This is a genomic window from Leifsonia sp. EB34, from assembly GCF_041260585.1.
GTDB lineage: Bacteria > Actinomycetota > Actinomycetes > Actinomycetales > Microbacteriaceae > Leifsonia.
In genome coordinates this window covers 1107549-1123940 of record NZ_JBGCCV010000001.1, presented here as the reverse complement: position 1 = coordinate 1123940, position 16392 = coordinate 1107549, and the positions used below count along the sequence as shown (strand labels likewise).

The window sequence follows — 16392 nt, the reverse complement described above, 5'->3', positions numbered from 1 at the left end:
TTATCCGGGGAGAACGACGGTCATCGGGCCGGAGGTCTCCCGTTCCGGATGCGCGCCGATCGCGGCGGCGCTCGCCGGAGTCAGGATCACGATCGCGTCCATCTGGGAGATCGACTGCCACGTCTCGCGCGCTTCGTCCGGCGTCTCCGCTGCACGGAGTGCTACGCCGGCGAGCGGGAGGCCCTCGAGCGCCGAGCGCTCCCCGACGGCGATCACGGGCAGGTGTGCGCGCTGGTCCATGTCAGGCCTTGCCAATGATGATGATGGCGATGATGAGGCCGTAGATCGCGATGCCCTCGGCCAGTCCGACGATGACCATCGCGCGGCCGAACATCTCCGGACGCTCGCTTATGGCCGCGAGCGCGGCGGAGCCCGTGTACGCGACCGCGATCGCGGCGCCGATCGTCGAGCCGGCCACCGCGATGGACGCGGCGATCAGCGCAGCGCCGCCCTGGCCCGCGGCGGAGGCAGAGGCCGTGGTGGCGGCGGATGCCGGGGCGGAGTCTCCCAAGCTGAGCGAGACGACCAGCAGACCGAGCGCGCCGAGCAGCACCAGGCCGTTGAGCACGCTCAGCAGTGTGATGCCGGCCCGGGCGTGTCTTCGCAGTAACGCGATCGCTCCAGCGCTGACGAGCAGCAGGATCGGTGCGCAGGCGAGCCAAAGCATCGTGGACTCCTCTCTAAATCCCGGCCGGGGGCTGCGACGCCGGTTCCGCCGGGATGGCGGGCCGCCAGGGGCGGAAGGGCCGTCCTTCCGTGAGGAAGATCCGGGAGAACAGTTCGTAGTATTCGAGTCGGAGTGCTTGCACCCCGGCGATGAGGGCTTCGAGTGCGAACGTGGTGGTATTGCCGATGACGAATACGAGAATCGCCGGGATCGCACGCCAGTCCGGCGCCCAGAGCGCCGTCGTCGCCGACCAGACAACGGCGAGGAGCGCGGCGTGGGTGAGGCCGAAGGCGGCCAGGCGGGCGAACGAGACGATGTTCGAGCCGAGCTGGACGACGGCGTTCACCAACTCGACCCCAGACTCCAGCAAACCCGTCCAGCTCCCGCCCGCCTGGGCGACCAGCCCGATGGCGATGAGGATGAGGGCGACGAACGCGACTGCGGCCGCGCTCCACACTATGGCGACGTCGTTCACGACGAGCCCAAGCACGAGGAGTGCCGTCGCGACGAAGAGGAGTGCCCCCGCCACGCCTGACCGCGCATAGAGCGCGTAGCCCCAGCCGCCCTCCCGCACCCGGTCGATGATTCCGACGATGTAGGCGACCGCGAGCAGCGTCGAGCCCAACACCATTCCGGCGACGAGGAGCACGAGCGGTTGCTGGAGGGGTGCGATCCAGAGCACGGGGAGGACACCGGTCGGACCGAAGAACTCGCCGTAGAGCGCGCCGAAGACGATGGCGACGGCACCGGCCGCGACGACGAAGCCTCCCATGCGGCGGATCCCCGCCAGAGACTTCGGATGGCCGCTCGTGAGCAGGATCCCCAGGATGAGCAGAATCGCTCCGTGCCCCGCATCGCCGAACATCATGCCGAACATCACGACGTAGGCCGTCGCGGCCAGCCAGGCGGGATCGACGTCGGCGTAGGGAACTGTCCCATAGGTGTCGACCAGCATGCGGGCGGCGCCGCGCCGACCGCGCGTCGACGCGATCAGGGTCGGAGGCTCGACTCCGGCGGGCCTGTGCAGCGGAACGACGGCTGCTCCGAAGGAGGCGAGCACGGACGCCAGGGACGGCATTTCCGCCTCGGGCATCCAGCCGACATAGCCGGCGACGGTGTCCTGCGTGATCGCGCCGGCCACGACGTCGTCGAGGTCGGAGACGGCCGCCGACGGCGAGTCCGTGCCCGCGGCGATCGGGTCGAGTTCCACGGTCCCGGCCTGCGCGACGGCGGACATGGTCCGGCGGATGCTGTCCGCCGGCATCATCAGGGCGACGCGGCTCATCCGGGCGGGAGCCAATCGGTCACGCCACGACATCGAACACCTCGCGACGTCCGGACTCGCAGGCGGCGAGCGCCGCGCGCGCTCGCCAGGCGTCCACGAAGAGGATGGCCAGCGCTGCCACCACGCTGTCCGCCTGGTGGTCGCCTCCGGTGAGGCTCCGGCGGGCCTGAGCGTCGACGAGTGCGGCGAGCGCCACCTGTCCTCGCCAGAGCTCCTCAGGGCGGTCGATGCCGGCGAGAATCGTTCGTGCCGGCCGCGGCGCAGCGTCCCGCAGTGCGGCCAGACTGTTCGTGGCCGACCAACGATCGCCGATCAGAGGCGCGACGAGACGTCGGAAGGTCTGGTCGGGTCCCGCCCGTTCCAGGAGGGACACCCGGGTGGCGATGAGCGTGCACGCGACCACGCACCAGTCCCGAGCGAGGGGGGCGCAGGCGGCGATGCGCCGCAGGAGGCTCGCGCTGAGGAGATCGTCCAGAGCCGTCGTAGACTGCGCCGCGGCCGCGTCGCCCCACGGCGAGGCACGGAGCGCCGAATGGAGATCGGCGAGGGAGGTCGTCGCTCGTATCGTCGGCCATGCCGTTCCCAGTGTCCCGAGTTCGAACGGGGAAGCGGGCTCGTGACCACCGTCGGCGAGCAGCCGCGCCCGGGCGAGGATGTTCGCCCGCTCGAAGACCGCGGCCGCGGCGACGGCGATCCGGGTGCCCCCTGGCGGCAGCCATCCGGCCAGTACTCGGATCTGCCAGAGGAGGGTGTCGGCGATCGCCCGTTGCGCGGCCACTAGGTCCATGGTTGGTGCCAGGCGGGAAGCGTAGGCGGAGCCGCCGAGGAGCGCGAGGGCGTCGGGCAGAGCGGCTGCCTGAGCGCACTGACGCAGGACGGCCGAGCCCGCCCGGCCGCGCACCAGTCCGCGCGCGCGAACGTTTCCGGCGGTCCAGGAAAGGCTCATGCTGCGCTCCCGAGCACGAAACGGAGGATCGACTCCGTGATCTCCTGCACCGCGGGATCGTCCGTTGTTGAGCTTCGGGCGTGCAATCGCGCGGCACGGCTGCCGGCGCTCTCGAGGATCTCCGCGTCTGCTGCGGCGGCGACCGCCTGGACGCCGGCGGCAGCGGCGGCGCGCACGCTCGGGGCGCCGGCCTCGGCGTCCTCGACCAGACGGGAGGCCTGCTCCCTGGCATCCGCTAGCAGCGCTTCGCTCGCCCGCTTGGCGTGGTCGAGCGTATCGCGTGCGGCGTCTAGGTCCGGGCGCAGCGCGGCGAAGACCGGGGCGAGCTCATCGGCGGCGCGGTCGGTGTCGTCCGGGACACCGACGATGCCCGCCCCGGGCGCGCCGATGGGGCGGAAGCGTTCGAGGATCCTAGTCCCGGACATCGCACTCACCGCCCGTGGGAAGCGACGTAGCCGATGAAGCCACCTACCGTGTCGAGCTGCCGGTAGTCGTCTTCGGGGGTGTCGACACCGGTTGACTCGGCGACCAGCTCGATCAGGCGGAGGAAGTCGAGCGAGTCGATTTCGAGGTCCTGCCGCAGGCGGGCGCGCTCGATGAGGTCATCCGGCGCGATATCCGGCGCGACCTCTGCGAAGGCGGCCGTTACGGCGGCCCGAGCATCCTGGGTGTTCATAGCTTCTCCGGTCTCTGCAGCAGTTCGTCGATACGGCTGAGGAACCGTGCGCCGCGCATGCCGTCGCTGACGCGGTGGTCGGCGGAGAGCGTGGCGACGACGGCCGGACGCGCACCCACCATTCCGTCGTGGGCCCAGGGCTGCTCGGCTACCCGGCCGAAGCCGACGAGGGCGACTTGCGGCGGGTAGATCACGCCGAAGACGCTGTCGACCCCGAGGTCGCCGAGGTTGGTGACGGTGATCGTGGCCTCAGTCATCTCCGCGCGCTGCAGCCGGCCGGCCCTGGCTCGGGCGGCCAGGTCGCGGAGCCGGGTCATCAGGTCGTCGAGGTTGAGCGTGTCGGCGTCGAGGATTGCCGGGGCGACGACGCCGCCTCCGCGGAGCGCGACGACCACGCCGAGGTGGATGGGTGCGCTCGCTTGGAACTCGCCGTCGACGACGTAGCCGTTCATCTCGGGGACGTCGCGTACCGCGAGCGCTGTCGCCTTCATCAGCAGGATCGCGGGCACGAGCCGTGACGACACGGGACGGCGCGCGTTGGCGTCGGTCATCCAGGCCATCGCCGCGCGGAGGTCGATCGTGGTGCTGAGGTAGTAGTGCGGGATGGTCTTCTTGGAGCGGGCCATCAGCGCGCCGATCGCACGGCGTAGCCCGGCGGTGCGCTTCGCGGTCGATGTCGCAGGTCCCGACGACCGCACAGGTTCCGACAACGGAACAGGCCCGGGCGCGGGGGTGGGCGCCGCAGCGGATGCCGGAGCGCCGACGAGATCCCGCTCGATCACCGCGCCGCCCGGGCCGGATCCTGAGACAGCGGTCAGGTCGACGCCTCGTTCGGCCGCCAGCTTCCGCGCCCGCGGTGACGAGCGTCCGCGAACGGGTGCGTTGGCCTGGCCTGGCGGGGTTGCGCCGGCAGGCGTGGCGGAGGCAGCGGTGCGTGCCGGCGCCGGCCCGGCGGCCCGCTCCACGTCCTTGTGCGTGATGGTGCCGCCACGACCTGTGCCACGGAGCGACCCCGTGTCGACGCCGAGCCGCTGCGCCAGCCTGCGGACCGGCGGGCTGATCGGGGTGGTGACAGTCACTGCAGGCGGGGTGGTCGCTGAGCGAGCGACCGCGGGAGTCTTCGGCGCTGCTTCTCCCGCGGACGCCGGGGTCGGCGTGATCCGTGCCAGGGGCGCACCGACGGGGAGCACGTCGCCGACGTGTGCGAGGAGCTCGGAGACGACGCCGTCCTCGAAGGTCTCGACGTCGATGACGGATTTGTCGGTGTCGACGGAGGCGACCAGCTGCCCTCGGTGCACGGCGTCGCCGGGCTTCACCAGCCATTCCACCAGCGTGCCCTGCTCCATGTCGGCGCCGAGCGCGGGCATCAGGAAGTCACCCACGGCCCACCGCCTCGCGTGCCGCGGCGAGGACCCGGTCGGCCGACGGCAGTGCCGCCTGCTCGAGCTCGTGCGCGTATGGTGTGGGGACTTCGGCGCTGCAGACACGCCCGACGGGTGCGTCGAGTTCGTAGAACGCGTGCTCGGTGATCCGGGCGCTGACCTCGGCCGAGATGCTTCCGCTGCGCCAGCCTTCGTCGATCACGACGGCGCGGTGTGTCTTCGTCACGCTGGCGAGGATCGTCGCCTCGTCGAGCGGCCGTAGCGTCCGGAGGTCGATCACCTCCGCGTCGATGCCGTCGGCGGCCAGCCGGTCTGCTGCGTCGAGGACCATCTGCAGCGTGCCGCCGTAGGTGATGAGGGAGACGTCGGAGCCGGGCCGCCGGACCGCGGCGCTGACGATGTCGACCGGACCGGCGTCGTCAGCGAGATCTCCGCTGCGCGGGTAGAGCGACCCGTGCTCGAAGATCAGCACCGGGTCGGGGTTCTGGAGCGCCGTCCACAGCATGCCGCGGGCGTCCTCCAGGGTTGCCGGGGTGAGGATGTGAAGTCCGGGGATGTGCGCGTACCAGCCTTCGAGGCTGTGGGAGTGCTGCGCGGCTAGTTGGCGCCCGGCGCCGGTGGTCATCCGGAACACGATCGGCACGTTGAACTGGCCGCCCGACATGTGCAGGATGCTCGCTGCGTTGTTCATGATCTGGTCGAGGGCCAGCAGGCTGAAGTTGACGGTCATGATCTCGACGATGGGCCGCATCCCGCCGAGGGCCGCGCCGATGCCCGCGCCGACGAACCCGGACTCCGACAGCGGGGTGTCGCGGATTCGGTCGGGCCCGAACTCGTCCAGGAGGCCGAGGCTCACCGCGAAGCAGCCGCCGTACTTGCCGACGTCCTCTCCCATCAGGAAGACGCGATCGTCGCGCTGGAGGGATTCGCGGATGGCCGCGCGCATGGCCTCCCGGTAGGTCGTCTTCATGAGGTGACTTCGCTGTACACGAACCGTGTGAGCTCGGCGACCGGCTCGGGCGTCCCGGCCTCCGCGAAGGCGACCGCGTCGTCGATGTCGGCGGCGACCTCCTTCTCCAAGGCGGCCCAGTCCGCGTCGGAGATTGCACTCGACGCCGTCAGCCGGGAGCGCAGCGCGTCGATCGGGTCGTGCTTCATCCACGCCTCCACTTCGGACTTGTCGCGGTAGAGTTCCGGGTCGTACATCGAATGTGCGCGGAAGCGGTACGTGCGCAGTTCGAGGAAGTGCGGCCCTCCTCCGGAGCGCACGGCGTCGACGGCGCGGCGGGCGGTCTCCTCGACCGCGAGGGCGTCCATCCCGTCGACGGCCCAGGCGGGGATCTCGTAGGCGGCGGCTTTGAGCGCGATGTCGGTCTGCGATTCGGAGCGGTCGAGTGCGGTGCCCATCGCGTAGAGGTTGTTCTCGCAGCAGAACAGCACAGGCAACTGCCAGAGGGCGGCCAGGTTCAGCGCCTCGTGGAACTCGCCCTCCGCCACGGCCCCCTCGCCGAAGAAGCATGCGGTGACGCGAGAGCGACCGGCCAGCTTGTCGGCCAGTGCGAGTCCGACGGCGAGCGGGAGACCGCCGGCGACGATTGCGTTGCCGCCGTAGAAGCGGGTCGCTGCGTCGAACAGGTGCATGGAGCCGCCGCGGCCGAGACAGCAGCCTTCGACGTGGCCGTACATTTCGGCGAGGATCGCGCGCGCTGTCACGCCCTTCAGGAGTGCATGACCGTGCTCACGGTAGGTCGCCACGACACCGTCCCCCGGATCGAGGGTTGCCAGTACCCCGGCCGCCACGGCCTCCTGCCCGATGTAGACGTGCATGAAGCCGCGGATCTTGGCAGCGCTGTAGAGTTCGACGCATTTCTCCTCGAGGCGTCTGACTCGGAGCATGTCCTTCAGGAGGCGACGGCCGAGTGCGTTCCCCGCATCCTTTGGGGGCGTCGTCGGCAGGGCGGCTCCGGTGGCGCGCGGGGTCCGGGTGCTCCTGCTCGTTCGGGACGTGGTCATCGTGGTACCTCGACTGTCGATGTGTCGCCTTCGGGCAGGCCCAGTTCGCGGGCTTTGAGCAGGCGCCTTAGGATTTTGCCGCTCCGGGTCCGCGGCAGCGCCTCGGTGAAATCGAGTTCGCGCGGGGCCACCGCGGGTCCGAGCCGCTTGCGTGCGAATCCGATCAGCTCGAGCCTGAGCGCATCGGTGGGCTCCCAGCCGGGGCGCAGTTCGACGAACGCCTTCACGACTTCGCCTGCGACCGGGTCGGGGATGCCGATAACGGCCGCCTCGGCGACGGCCGGATGCTCCATGAGGGAGCTCTCGACTTCGAAGGGGCCGATGAGATGGCCGGAGGATTTGATCACGTCGTCGCCGCGGCCGACGAACCAGAAGTACCCGTCGGCGTCCCGCATCGCGAGGTCGCCGGTGAGGTACCAGCCGCCGACGAAGCAGCGGGCGTACCGTTCGGGCTCGCCGAGGTAGCCGCGGAACATCGATGGCCAGCCCGGTCGCAGCGCGAGCTCACCCACGCTGTCCGGCTCCGTCACCAGCACTGCTTCTCCGTCCCGCACCAGTGCGGCCCCGTTGTCGTCTCGGCGCACGAGCGCGGCGGTCACGCCGGGAAGCGGGCGTCCCATCGAGCCGGGACGGACATCCATCGCGGCGAAGTTCGCGATCATGATGCCGCCGGTCTCGGTCTGCCACCAGTTGTCGTGGATCGGCATTCCGAACGCGTCGACCCCCCAGGCCACCACTTCGGGGTTCAGCGGCTCTCCGACGCTCGCAATGAACCGGAGCGCCGAGAGGTCGTGTCCGGCCACGCGATCGGCCCCTGCTTTCATAAGCATCCGCAGCGCGGTGGGGGCGGTATACCAGACCGACACCTTCTGCTGTTCGAGGATGCCGTACCAGCGGTCGGCGTCCAGTTCGTCTTCGTCGACGACAGTCGTCACGCCGTGCACGAGCGGCGCGATGACTCCATACGACATGCCCGTTACCCACCCGGGGTCTGCGGTGCACCAGAACACGTCGTCGGGGTGCAGGTCGAGAGCGTACAGCCCGGTGGAGGCGTGGGCGACCACCGCCTCGTGCACGTGCACCGCCCCTTTTGGTAGGCCCGTCGTGCCGCTCGTGAAATGCAGCAGGGCCAGGTCGTCGTCAGCGGTCGGCACGATCGGTGCGCAGGGCGGCGCGTCCCGCATCAGGGCGGCGAGATCGAGGGTGTCTTCCGGTAGCCGGGCGCCGATCTCTGCGTCGACGAGTAGCACGTGCTCGAGCGTCGGGAGTTCGGAACGGATCGGCGCGACCTTCTTGGCGTAGAACGCGCGCGTGGTGACCAGCACGCGAGCGGTGCCGAGCTGCATGCGCTGCCGAACCGGTTCTGGACCGAACGCGGAGAAGAGCGGGCAGAACACGCTGGCGTTTTTCAACGTCCCGAGCACGGAGACGTAGAGTTCGGGGCGGCGGCCGAGCAGCGAGAACACGCGCTCGCCGCGCCCGACCCCGAGCGCGCGCAGCACGCTCGCGAAGCAGTCGGTTCGCTCCGCGAGCTCGGAGTAGGTCACCGCGTCGACCGTCCCGTCGGCGTGGATGAAACGAAGAGCATCCTTGGTGGCGTCGCGACCCGCAGCGTGCCGATCGACGGCCTCGTACGCGATGTTCAGGCCGCCACCCGGCAACCCGGTCAGCGTCTGGCGCGCCTGTTCCCAGGTGAATGATCGGCAGGTGGCCTCGTAATCCAGCAGGTTCGGGGTCACGCGCAGAGTGCTCGGATCCGTGTGGATCGTGGGCCGGCGTATGGCGCCGCTCAGCGTTGTCATACGGTCAGCCAAGTCCGGGGGACCGGGTGCGGGAAGGGCCGAAGGACCCGTGGGCCATCGGCGGGATCTTCCTCGCTTTGGCGCTTGAGGGTCACGCGGATCGCGTCGGCTTCGTCGCGCTGGGTGGTGCGGCGCGGGAGTTCCCGGTCTGGCGCACAGCGGGGCTGACTTTGGCGCCCAGTTCCGGGACCCGTTCGGGTACGGCCCTGCCGAGTAGCTCATACACGTCCGCTCCGTCGAGGGTCTCGGAGTCGAACAGTCGCGCGACCAGCTTGTCGAGGGCGTCGCGGTTGCGGGAGAGAAGTTCCCTCGCCCTGGCCTCGGCCTCACGCAGCAGTCGTGCGACCTCGGTGTCGACGGCCCTCTGCGTCTCCTCGGAGTACGGCCGGTTCAGCGTCGTACCGCTCTCGGCGGCGTCCTCGCCTGTCGGATAGCCGATCGGGCCGAGGGCGGGGGATAAGCCGAAGTCGCGCACGATGCGTGTCGCCAGTGCCGTGGCGGCGGCGAGGTCCGACGCGGCTCCTGTGGAGCCTTCGCCGTAGACGATCAACTCGGCGGCACGGCCGCCCATGGCGATGGCGAGACGGTCGAGGAGGGCACGTTCTCCCTGGAGGTGGTGCTCGGCGAGGGGAAGTTGCTCGGTGGCGCCCAGGGTGTCTCCGGCAGGGAGGATCGTGATTTTCTCGACGGGGTCGGCGTTTTCGCTCAGCGCGGCGACGATGGCGTGGCCGCACTCGTGCACGGCGACTTGTCGCTTCTCCTCCAGGAGCAGGACGCTGGAGCTCTCGCGACGTCCCAGGATCAGCCGGTCGCGCGCGGCCGCGAAGTCCGATGCCACGATGCGTTCCCGCCCGGCACGGACGGCTTCGATCGCCGCTTCGTTGGCGAGATTGGCGAGGTCGGCGCCGGAGAAGCCGGGCGTCCCTCGCGCGACGGCTTCCAGGTCGAGGGCCGGGTCGAGCGGCTTGTCCCGGCAGTGGACCTTCAGGATCGCGGTCCGCTCTCCCGCGTTCGGGAGCGGGACCGTGATGTGCCGGTCGAAACGTCCGGGCCGAAGAAGCGCGGCGTCTAGGACATCGGGTCGGTTGGTGGCCGCGAGCAGGACAACACCCGACGAGGTCTCGAAGCCGTCCATTTCGGCGAGAAGCTGGTTGAGGGTCTGCTCGCGCTCGTCGTTGGACGCATACGAGGTGGCGCCCGAGCGCCGTTGGCCGATCGCGTCGATTTCGTCGATGAAGAGGATGGCCGGCGCGTTCGAATGCACGGTCTGGAAGAGGTCCCGCACCCGGGAGGCGCCGACGCCGACGAACATTTCGACGAAGCTGGAGCCGTCGACCGAGAAGAAGTTGACCGCGGCCTCGCCGGCGACGGCGCGAGCGAGGAGGGTCTTGCCGGTTCCGGGAGGTCCGACGAGCAGCACACCGCGTGGCGCCTCGGCTCCCAGGCGGCGATAGCGGTCAGGGTTGCGCAGGAAGTCGACGATTTCGGAGACCTCGCCTTTCACACCCTCGTATCCGGCGACGTCGGCGAAGGTCGTCGTCCGCGCCGAGGGGGTGAACAGCTTCGCAGAGGACCTGGTGACACCGAAGATCCCGCCCGACGCGCCGGCCCGCCGTGCCATCCTCGCCATGAACCACCACACCAGGACGATGGGCCCGAGGATGAGCAACCAGGTTCCGAGGCTCGACCAGAACGAACCCGTGCTCGCGGGAACGAACGTCACTGCGACGTCGGCGGACCGCAGCGACGTGAGCACCGGCTGCCCGGCGAGCGGGAGCGGGATCGCCGTGGTGTACGGACTGCCGGAGGTCAATGTGCCGTTCACCGTCCCGTCGGAGTCGATGGTCGCTGTGGACACCTTGTGTGCTTGCACGTCGGTGACGAATTCCGTGTAGCTGAGCGTCGTGGTCGAGGGGGCGAGCACTCCGGGGAGGAAGAGAGTCAGGCCCAGACCGATCAACGCGACGGCGGACACAAGCCACAGGAGCCAGGAGCGGCGACGCCGCGGATTTGTCGGTTCGGTCGTCATGGTGTCCGAGCGGTGGTGTCGTCGTCTGCCATGCGCTCAGTGAAACGCCGGTCCGGACTACGGGGAAGGGTCTTACGGCCCGTGCGCCGACGTGACCTTCGACCCTGCGGTATCGAGCGCAGGTAGGGAATGCTCGGTCGGCATGGAGTCATTCAGCGCCGCCGCTCAGATCCTGACGCTGACGGTGAACCCGGCGCTCGACATCAGCACGTCGACCGCGGAGGTGGTTGCCGAGCACAAGCTGCGCTGCAGTACGAGCCGGCTGGCTCCCGGCGGCGGGGGCGTCAATGTGTCGCGGGTGGTTCGGCGCCTCGGTGGACGCACCGTAGCGCTGTTCACGGCGGGCGGTCCCCTCGGGGACGCCTACCGCCGTCTTGTGGAGGGCGAGCGGGTGCCGAGCGTGGTCGTACCGATCGAGGGGAGCACCCGGGAGAGTTTCACGGTCGACGACACGGCGAACGGATCGCAGTATCGCTTCGTGCTCGCCGGCCCTCATCTGAGCGATCGGGAATGGCGATCGTGCCTGGACTACGTATCGCAGACAGTCTCGCCCGGCGGTTACCTCGTCGCCAGCGGGAGTCTCCCCCCGGGAGTGCCCGACGATTTCTATGCACGCGTCGTCAGACTGGCGAGGAACGCCGGCGCTCGATGCGTGGTCGACTCCACTGGTCCCGCTTTGGCCGCGGCGCTCACGGAGGGGACGTTCCTGGTGGCGCCGAGCCGCCGGGAGTTGGAGACGCACGTGGGGTCGTCGCTGGACACCGCGCAGAGCCGGTTGGAGGCGGCTTCTGCGCTGATCGCCGATGGAGGAGCCGAGTACGTCGCCCTCACCCTCGGAGCGGAAGGCGCTGTGCTCGCTTCCCGCGAAGAGACGTACGCGTTGAAGGCTCCGGTCGTCGACGCAGTCAGCAGCGTGGGCGCCGGTGACAGCTTCCTCGCGGGTTTCGTGCTCCGCCTGTCGCAAGGGCGTTCCGTCCAGGATGCTTTCCGCACAGCGGTCGCGGCCGGCGCCGCGGCGGTGACCACGCCCGCCTCGGAGCTGTGCCGCCGCGAGGATGTCGAACGATTCGAGCTCGGCCTTTCGCCCGAGGCGGGTCGAAAGGCCCTGTAGGAGGAGCCGAGCGCGATCGTAACGTGAACGCCGTGCGTTCCGGCGGGGAGTATCCCGGCGATGTCGAGAGGGGCGAGGTCATGGACGATTACGTCGTGTGGTTCGAGGACGTTGGAATGCGCGACGTCCCGCAGGTCGGCGGGAAGAACGCCTCTCTCGGCGAGATGATGCGCTCCCTCGCCACCGAGGGGATCAGAGTGCCGGACGGTTTCGCCACCACGGCGACCGCCTACCGTGCTTTCGTCGCGGCGAACGGTATCGAAGGGTCGATGCGCGGCCTGCTGGGGCGCTACCGCGAGGGCGGAGCAACGTTGCGCCAGACCGGCGAAGCGCTCCGGGAGCTGTTTCTTGCCGGTGAGTTCCCGTCCGAGATCGCGACCGCGATCACCGCCTGCTACGGCGCACTCGCCGACCGGTTGGACGTGTCGGCGCCGGCGGTCGCGGTCCGCAGCAGCGCCACGGCGGAGGACCTCCCGGACGCGAGCTTCGCCGGTGCCCAGGAGACCTTCCTCAACGTCGTCGGAGAACGGGACCTGCTGACCGCCTGCCGCCGTTGCTACGCTTCGCTCTTCACCGACCGGGCGATCAGCTATCGAGAGGTCAAAGGCTTCGACCACCTCGACGTGGCACTTTCCATCGGCGTGCAGCAGATGGTCCGCTCCGACCTGGGCGGCTCGGGGGTCATGTTCTCCATCGACACCGAGACCGGGTTCCCGCGGGTCGTCGTCGTCAGTGCGGCGTGGGGCCTCGGCGAACTGGTCGTCCAAGGTGCCGTTGAGCCCGATCGCCACCTCGTGTTCAAGCCGTTGCTCGATCAGCACGGGGCAGCTCCGATCATCGAACGGACTCTCGGTGCGAAGGCCCGGATGATGGTCTACAGCCGAGGCGGCACCAAGCGCACGCGCATCGCCGACACCCCGGCACGTCAGCGGAGTGCTTTCGTGCTGAGCGACGACGAGGTCCTCGAATTGGCGCGCTGGGCAGTTCTCGTGGAGAACCTTATGGACGCCCGATGGACATGGAGTGGGCCCGCGACGGAGTCACCGGAGCGATGTATCTGGTCCAGGCTCGACCCGAGACCGTGCAAGCGGTCAAGACGGGAACGCAGTTCACCGAGCACCATCTGACCGAGACCGGGCGCTTGCTCCTCTCCGGGGCGGCTATCGGCGACTCGATCGCCGCCGGCGCGGCATGCGTCATCCGCCATCCGGCGCAGATCGCCGACTTCCGGGACGGCGCGGTGCTGGTGGCCGAGATGACGGATCCGGACTGGGTGTCGGTCATGGCCCGAGCCTCCGGGATCATCACCGACCACGGCGGCTCCACCAGCCACGCGGCGATCGTGAGCCGGGAGCTCGGCATCCCGGCAGTGGTGGGCACCCTCGCGGCGACCGAGACGATCGCCGACGGGCAGGCTGTGACGCTGTCGTGCGCGGAAGGCGACGTGGGCCACGTCTACGACGGGATCCTGGGTTTCGAGCGCACCGACATCGACCTGAGCGCGGTGCCCGCCACCCGCACGAAGGTGATGGTGAACGTCGCGAGCCCCGAGTCGGCGTTCCGCTGGTGGCGGCTTCCGGCGGCTGGCGTGGGGCTTGCTCGGATGGAGTTCATCATCAACGACCTCATCACGGTGCATCCGATGGCGCTCGTCCATCCCGAGCGTGTGACGGACGAGAGCGATCGTCGACGCATCCGCGAGCTGACGGCGGGATTCGACGATCCTTCCGAGTTCTTCGTCGAGACGTTGGCGCGCGGGCTCGCCAAGCTGGCGGCGCCCTACAATCCCCACGATGTGATCGTCCGGTTAAGCGACTTCAAGGCGAACGAATATGCTCACCTCGTCGGAGGAGAGGTATTCGAGCGGCCGGAGGAGAATCCGATGCTCGGGTTCCGCGGGGCGTCGCGCTACTACGCCCCCGAATATCGCGAGGCTTTCGCACTCGAGTGCCGGGCGCTGAAGCGCGCGCGAGAACGCATCGGTTTCGGGAACATCATCGTCATGGTGCCGTTCTGCCGAACGCCGGGGGAGGCGGACCGGGTGATGGCTGAGATGGCAGGGAACGGCCTGATTCGCGGTGAGGACGGGTTGCAGGTCTACATGATGTGCGAGATTCCGTCGAATGTCATCCGCGCGGTCGAGTTCGCGTCCCGCTTCGACGGGTTCTCGATCGGGTCGAACGACCTCACCCAGCTCACCCTCGGAGTGGATCGGGATTCGGCGCAGCTCGCCGCGTTGTTCGATGAGCGGGACCCCGCCGTCGAATGGATGATCGCCGAGGCCATTCGCCGGGCGCACGAGGCGAACATCAAGATCGGCATCTGCGGGCAGGGGCCGAGCGATCATCCGGAGTTCGCCGAGTTCCTGGTCGCGCAGGGCATCGACTCGATCTCGCTCAACCCGGACAGCTTCCTCCGCACCGTCGACCGCATCGCCGGCGCCGAGAAGACGGTCAGAACCCCGACGGCTCCGTCTCCAACTCGGGAGACTCCGGGCGCGGCTCATGCGACAGCGGAGTCAACGCGGTCGTCTGCGGGATCCACAGCAGCGCGTCGTAGCGTCGGCCCATGACGGTGGGCACGTAGTTGCCGGACTCCCGGCGCGGGTCATAGACGACCCCGACGGCGCGATGCCCGCGCTGCCGGGTGAGCCATTCCGTCCCCGGCGCCGAGGAGAATTGCAGCACCGCCGCCTCCGGCAGCGTCCGGCCGAGAAGGTCCTCGTGGCTGCCGGTCTGGGCCATCGGGAGCGGATATACGGTCTCGGTCGAACCCCACGACCGGCTGGCCAGCACGGTGCCGCCGCGGGACGCGAACCCGATCAGGTAGACCTCGTCGAGGCCGTGCCGCTCGCGCAGCAGTTCGCCGATGTTGACCATGCCGTCGTTGCCCATCGTCGTGCCGCGGGCGTCGCCGACATGGGTGTTGTGCGCCCACACGATCCCCTGTGTCTCAGGTCCGGCGTGTTCGGCGAGCCGGTCGGCGGTGTCGGCCATGTGGATGTCGCGGATGTTCCACGACTCTCGATCGCCCTGCAGCATGACCCGGTAGTAATGCTCGGCGTCGGCCGCTGTCAGAGCGTTCTGGAGCACGTCGAGGCGTGACTCGTCGTCGTCGAAGCCGGGGGCCGCGTGTCCGGCGCGTTCGCGCACGGAGGTCAGCAGGGCGATCACGTCCGGTTCGCAGGACGCCGGGACCAGGCGGGTCGCCCAGGCGTAGTCCTGCGGGTCCTCGCCGTACGGCTCGAAGCAGCGCCACGCGCGCAGGGCGGTCGGGACCGCGTCAGGAGCGTTCGCAGCGAGCCAGTCGATGACCGCCTCGAGCGACTCCCACAGGGAGTACACGTCCAGGCCGTAGAACCCCACCCGCTCCTCGTCCGGACGGGTCAGGTTCCAGTCGTGCAGCCAGTCCAGGAACTCCGCGACGTCGGTGTTCGCCCACATCCATCGCGGCCACCGTTCGAAGCCGGAGAGCAGCTGATGGGCGTCCTCCCACTGCTCGGTGCGTCCCCGCACCCAGCGGTCGATGCGGAAGCAGTCGGGCCAGTCGCCTTCCACCCCGATCCACCGGATGCCGCCGAGCTCGATCAGTCGCTTGGTCAGGGTGGCGCGCCAGGCGTAGAACTCGTGGGTGCCGTGCGATGCCTCGCCGATGCAGATGAAGTGCGATCGTGCGGCGCGCGCGGCCAACTGTTCCAGGTCGGCGTCCGACGCGAGCGGCGTCGCCATCGCGCGGAGATCCGCAACCGCCTGCGCGTCGGACGGATCGGGCTGCCGCGAGCGCGGTCGCCGCGGACGCAACGAGGCCTCGTGCAGCAGCCGGACCACCTCGCTGTCATCCGTCTGCCCGAAGTCGTCGTAGTACTGACCGACCGCCTGGAAGCGCGGGGGCAGCAGTACGCAGGTGACGCGATCGGCGTCCTCGAGCTCGTTCAGGGCCGCGGGGGAGATCACCGGCGCGGCGAGAACCACCTCGCTCGCTCCGAGCCGGCGGGCGACCACGCAGGACACCTTGGCGGTCGCGCCTGTCGCGATTCCGTCGTCGACGATGATCGCCGTCCGGCCGCGCAGGTCGATCGGTTCGCGGCCTTCGCGCAGCAGCGCCAGCCGGCGATCGAGCACCTGGCGCTCGGCCCGCTCGATCGTCTCGACCTCCTCCTCGGAGATCCAGCCGCGGGAGATGATCGCCGGATTGAGGACCTCCGCGCCCCCCTCGCCGATGGCGCCCATCGCGACCTCGGGCTGGCCGGGGATCCCGAGCTTGCGCACCACGATCACATCGAGTGGAAGGTCGAGATCTTCGGCGACGACGGCCGCGACAGGGACCCCGCCGCGGGGCAGCCCCAGGACGACGGCGTCGGTACCTCGGAGGTCGTGCAGTCGATCCGCGAGCGAGTGCCCGGCTTGACGGCGATCGGTGAACATGGTTCCTCCTTGTTCACCAACAGGAAATCCCCGATCAGCGCGGCGGAGTAGTGCTGA

13 protein-coding genes and 1 pseudogene are annotated in these 16392 nt (G+C 69.5%); 2 read left to right on the top strand and 12 right to left on the bottom strand.

Annotated elements, in window-relative coordinates:
• From ABIA36_RS05300 to ftsH, 11 genes are all read right to left on the bottom strand, one after another.
• On the bottom strand, window positions 1-240 hold the full coding sequence (locus ABIA36_RS05300) for a hypothetical protein (RefSeq protein ID WP_369961232.1): 240 nt from the start codon (window positions 238-240) through the stop codon (window positions 1-3).
• A gap of 1 nt (window position 241) precedes the next feature.
• Complete coding sequence (locus ABIA36_RS05295; RefSeq protein ID WP_369961231.1) at window positions 242-667, bottom strand: ATP synthase subunit C; 426 nt, start codon at window positions 665-667, stop codon at window positions 242-244.
• 13 nt (window positions 668-680) lie between these two features.
• Window positions 681-1985 carry a V-type ATPase 116kDa subunit family protein gene (locus ABIA36_RS05290; RefSeq protein WP_369961230.1) on the bottom strand — a complete coding sequence of 435 codons (1305 nt, stop codon included), beginning with the start codon at window positions 1983-1985 and terminating at the stop codon, window positions 681-683.
• Window positions 1972-2898 carry a hypothetical protein gene (locus ABIA36_RS05285; protein WP_369961229.1) on the bottom strand — a complete coding sequence of 309 codons (927 nt, stop codon included), beginning with the start codon at window positions 2896-2898 and terminating at the stop codon, window positions 1972-1974. The genes ABIA36_RS05290 and ABIA36_RS05285 overlap by 14 nt, the downstream gene beginning before the upstream one ends.
• Window positions 2895-3323, bottom strand: coding sequence for a hypothetical protein (locus tag ABIA36_RS05280; protein ID WP_369961228.1), 429 nt, complete (start codon window positions 3321-3323; stop codon window positions 2895-2897). The genes ABIA36_RS05285 and ABIA36_RS05280 overlap by 4 nt, the downstream gene beginning before the upstream one ends.
• Window positions 3324-3328: 5 nt before the next feature.
• Window positions 3329-3574 carry an acyl carrier protein gene (locus ABIA36_RS05275; protein ID WP_369961227.1) on the bottom strand — a complete coding sequence of 82 codons (246 nt, stop codon included), beginning with the start codon at window positions 3572-3574 and terminating at the stop codon, window positions 3329-3331.
• The gene (locus tag ABIA36_RS05270) at window positions 3571-4956 is read right to left on the bottom strand and encodes a 2-oxo acid dehydrogenase subunit E2 (protein WP_369961226.1); all 1386 of its coding nucleotides are present in this window, start codon (window positions 4954-4956) and stop codon (window positions 3571-3573) included. Before ABIA36_RS05270 ends, ABIA36_RS05275 begins: the two co-directional genes overlap by 4 nt.
• Complete coding sequence (locus ABIA36_RS05265) at window positions 4949-5926, bottom strand: alpha-ketoacid dehydrogenase subunit beta (RefSeq protein ID WP_369961225.1); 978 nt, start codon at window positions 5924-5926, stop codon at window positions 4949-4951. The genes ABIA36_RS05270 and ABIA36_RS05265 overlap by 8 nt, the downstream gene beginning before the upstream one ends.
• Window positions 5923-6969: a pyruvate dehydrogenase (acetyl-transferring) E1 component subunit alpha gene (gene pdhA, locus ABIA36_RS05260; protein WP_369961224.1), complete on the bottom strand. Its 1047-nt coding sequence runs from the start codon at window positions 6967-6969 to the stop codon at window positions 5923-5925. The genes ABIA36_RS05265 and pdhA overlap by 4 nt, the downstream gene beginning before the upstream one ends.
• Window positions 6966-8771, bottom strand: coding sequence for an acetate--CoA ligase (acsA, locus tag ABIA36_RS05255; RefSeq protein WP_369961223.1), 1806 nt, complete (start codon window positions 8769-8771; stop codon window positions 6966-6968). The genes pdhA and acsA overlap by 4 nt, the downstream gene beginning before the upstream one ends.
• A gap of 91 nt (window positions 8772-8862) precedes the next feature.
• Entirely contained in the window at window positions 8863-10800 is a 1938-nt protein-coding gene (ftsH, locus tag ABIA36_RS05250) for an ATP-dependent zinc metalloprotease FtsH (protein WP_369961222.1), read from the bottom strand.
• A gap of 142 nt (window positions 10801-10942) precedes the next feature.
• Between ftsH and ABIA36_RS05245 the strand changes: the two genes are divergently transcribed.
• Window positions 10943-11911 carry a 1-phosphofructokinase family hexose kinase gene (locus ABIA36_RS05245; protein WP_369961221.1) on the top strand — a complete coding sequence of 323 codons (969 nt, stop codon included), beginning with the start codon at window positions 10943-10945 and terminating at the stop codon, window positions 11909-11911.
• Between the two features lie 80 nt (window positions 11912-11991).
• Window positions 11992-14483 (top strand): annotated as a pseudogene (gene ppsA / locus ABIA36_RS05240) (phosphoenolpyruvate synthase).
• On the opposite strand, the gene ABIA36_RS05235 reads toward ppsA, so the two are convergent.
• The gene (locus ABIA36_RS05235; protein WP_369961220.1) at window positions 14365-16335 is read right to left on the bottom strand and encodes an erythromycin esterase family protein; all 1971 of its coding nucleotides are present in this window, start codon (window positions 16333-16335) and stop codon (window positions 14365-14367) included. The pseudogene ppsA and the gene ABIA36_RS05235 sit on opposite strands and share 119 nt — an antisense overlap.
• Between the last annotated feature and the right edge of the window lie 57 nt (window positions 16336-16392).

Bases quoted from the DNA above. Each gene is read 5' to 3' on its own strand.
- ftsH (WP_369961222.1), bottom strand. From the start codon at position 10,800: ATGACGACCGAACCGACAAATCCGCGGCGTCGCCGCTCCTGGCTCCTG.
- pdhA (WP_369961224.1), bottom strand. From the start codon at position 6,969: ATGACCACGTCCCGAACGAGCAGGAGCACCCGGACCCCGCGCGCCACC.
- acsA (WP_369961223.1), bottom strand. From the start codon at position 8,771: ATGACAACGCTGAGCGGCGCCATACGCCGGCCCACGATCCACACGGAT.
- ABIA36_RS05280 (WP_369961228.1), bottom strand. From the start codon at position 3,323: ATGTCCGGGACTAGGATCCTCGAACGCTTCCGCCCCATCGGCGCGCCC.
- ABIA36_RS05295 (WP_369961231.1), bottom strand. From the start codon at position 667: ATGCTTTGGCTCGCCTGCGCACCGATCCTGCTGCTCGTCAGCGCTGGA.
- ABIA36_RS05265 (WP_369961225.1), bottom strand. From the start codon at position 5,926: ATGAAGACGACCTACCGGGAGGCCATGCGCGCGGCCATCCGCGAATCC.
- ABIA36_RS05275 (WP_369961227.1), bottom strand. From the start codon at position 3,574: ATGAACACCCAGGATGCTCGGGCCGCCGTAACGGCCGCCTTCGCAGAG.
- ABIA36_RS05245 (WP_369961221.1), top strand. From the start codon at position 10,943: ATGGAGTCATTCAGCGCCGCCGCTCAGATCCTGACGCTGACGGTGAAC.
- ABIA36_RS05235 (WP_369961220.1), bottom strand. From the start codon at position 16,335: ATGTTCACCGATCGCCGTCAAGCCGGGCACTCGCTCGCGGATCGACTG.
- ABIA36_RS05285 (WP_369961229.1), bottom strand. From the start codon at position 2,898: ATGAGCCTTTCCTGGACCGCCGGAAACGTTCGCGCGCGCGGACTGGTG.
- ABIA36_RS05300 (WP_369961232.1), bottom strand. From the start codon at position 240: ATGGACCAGCGCGCACACCTGCCCGTGATCGCCGTCGGGGAGCGCTCG.
- ABIA36_RS05290 (WP_369961230.1), bottom strand. From the start codon at position 1,985: ATGTCGTGGCGTGACCGATTGGCTCCCGCCCGGATGAGCCGCGTCGCC.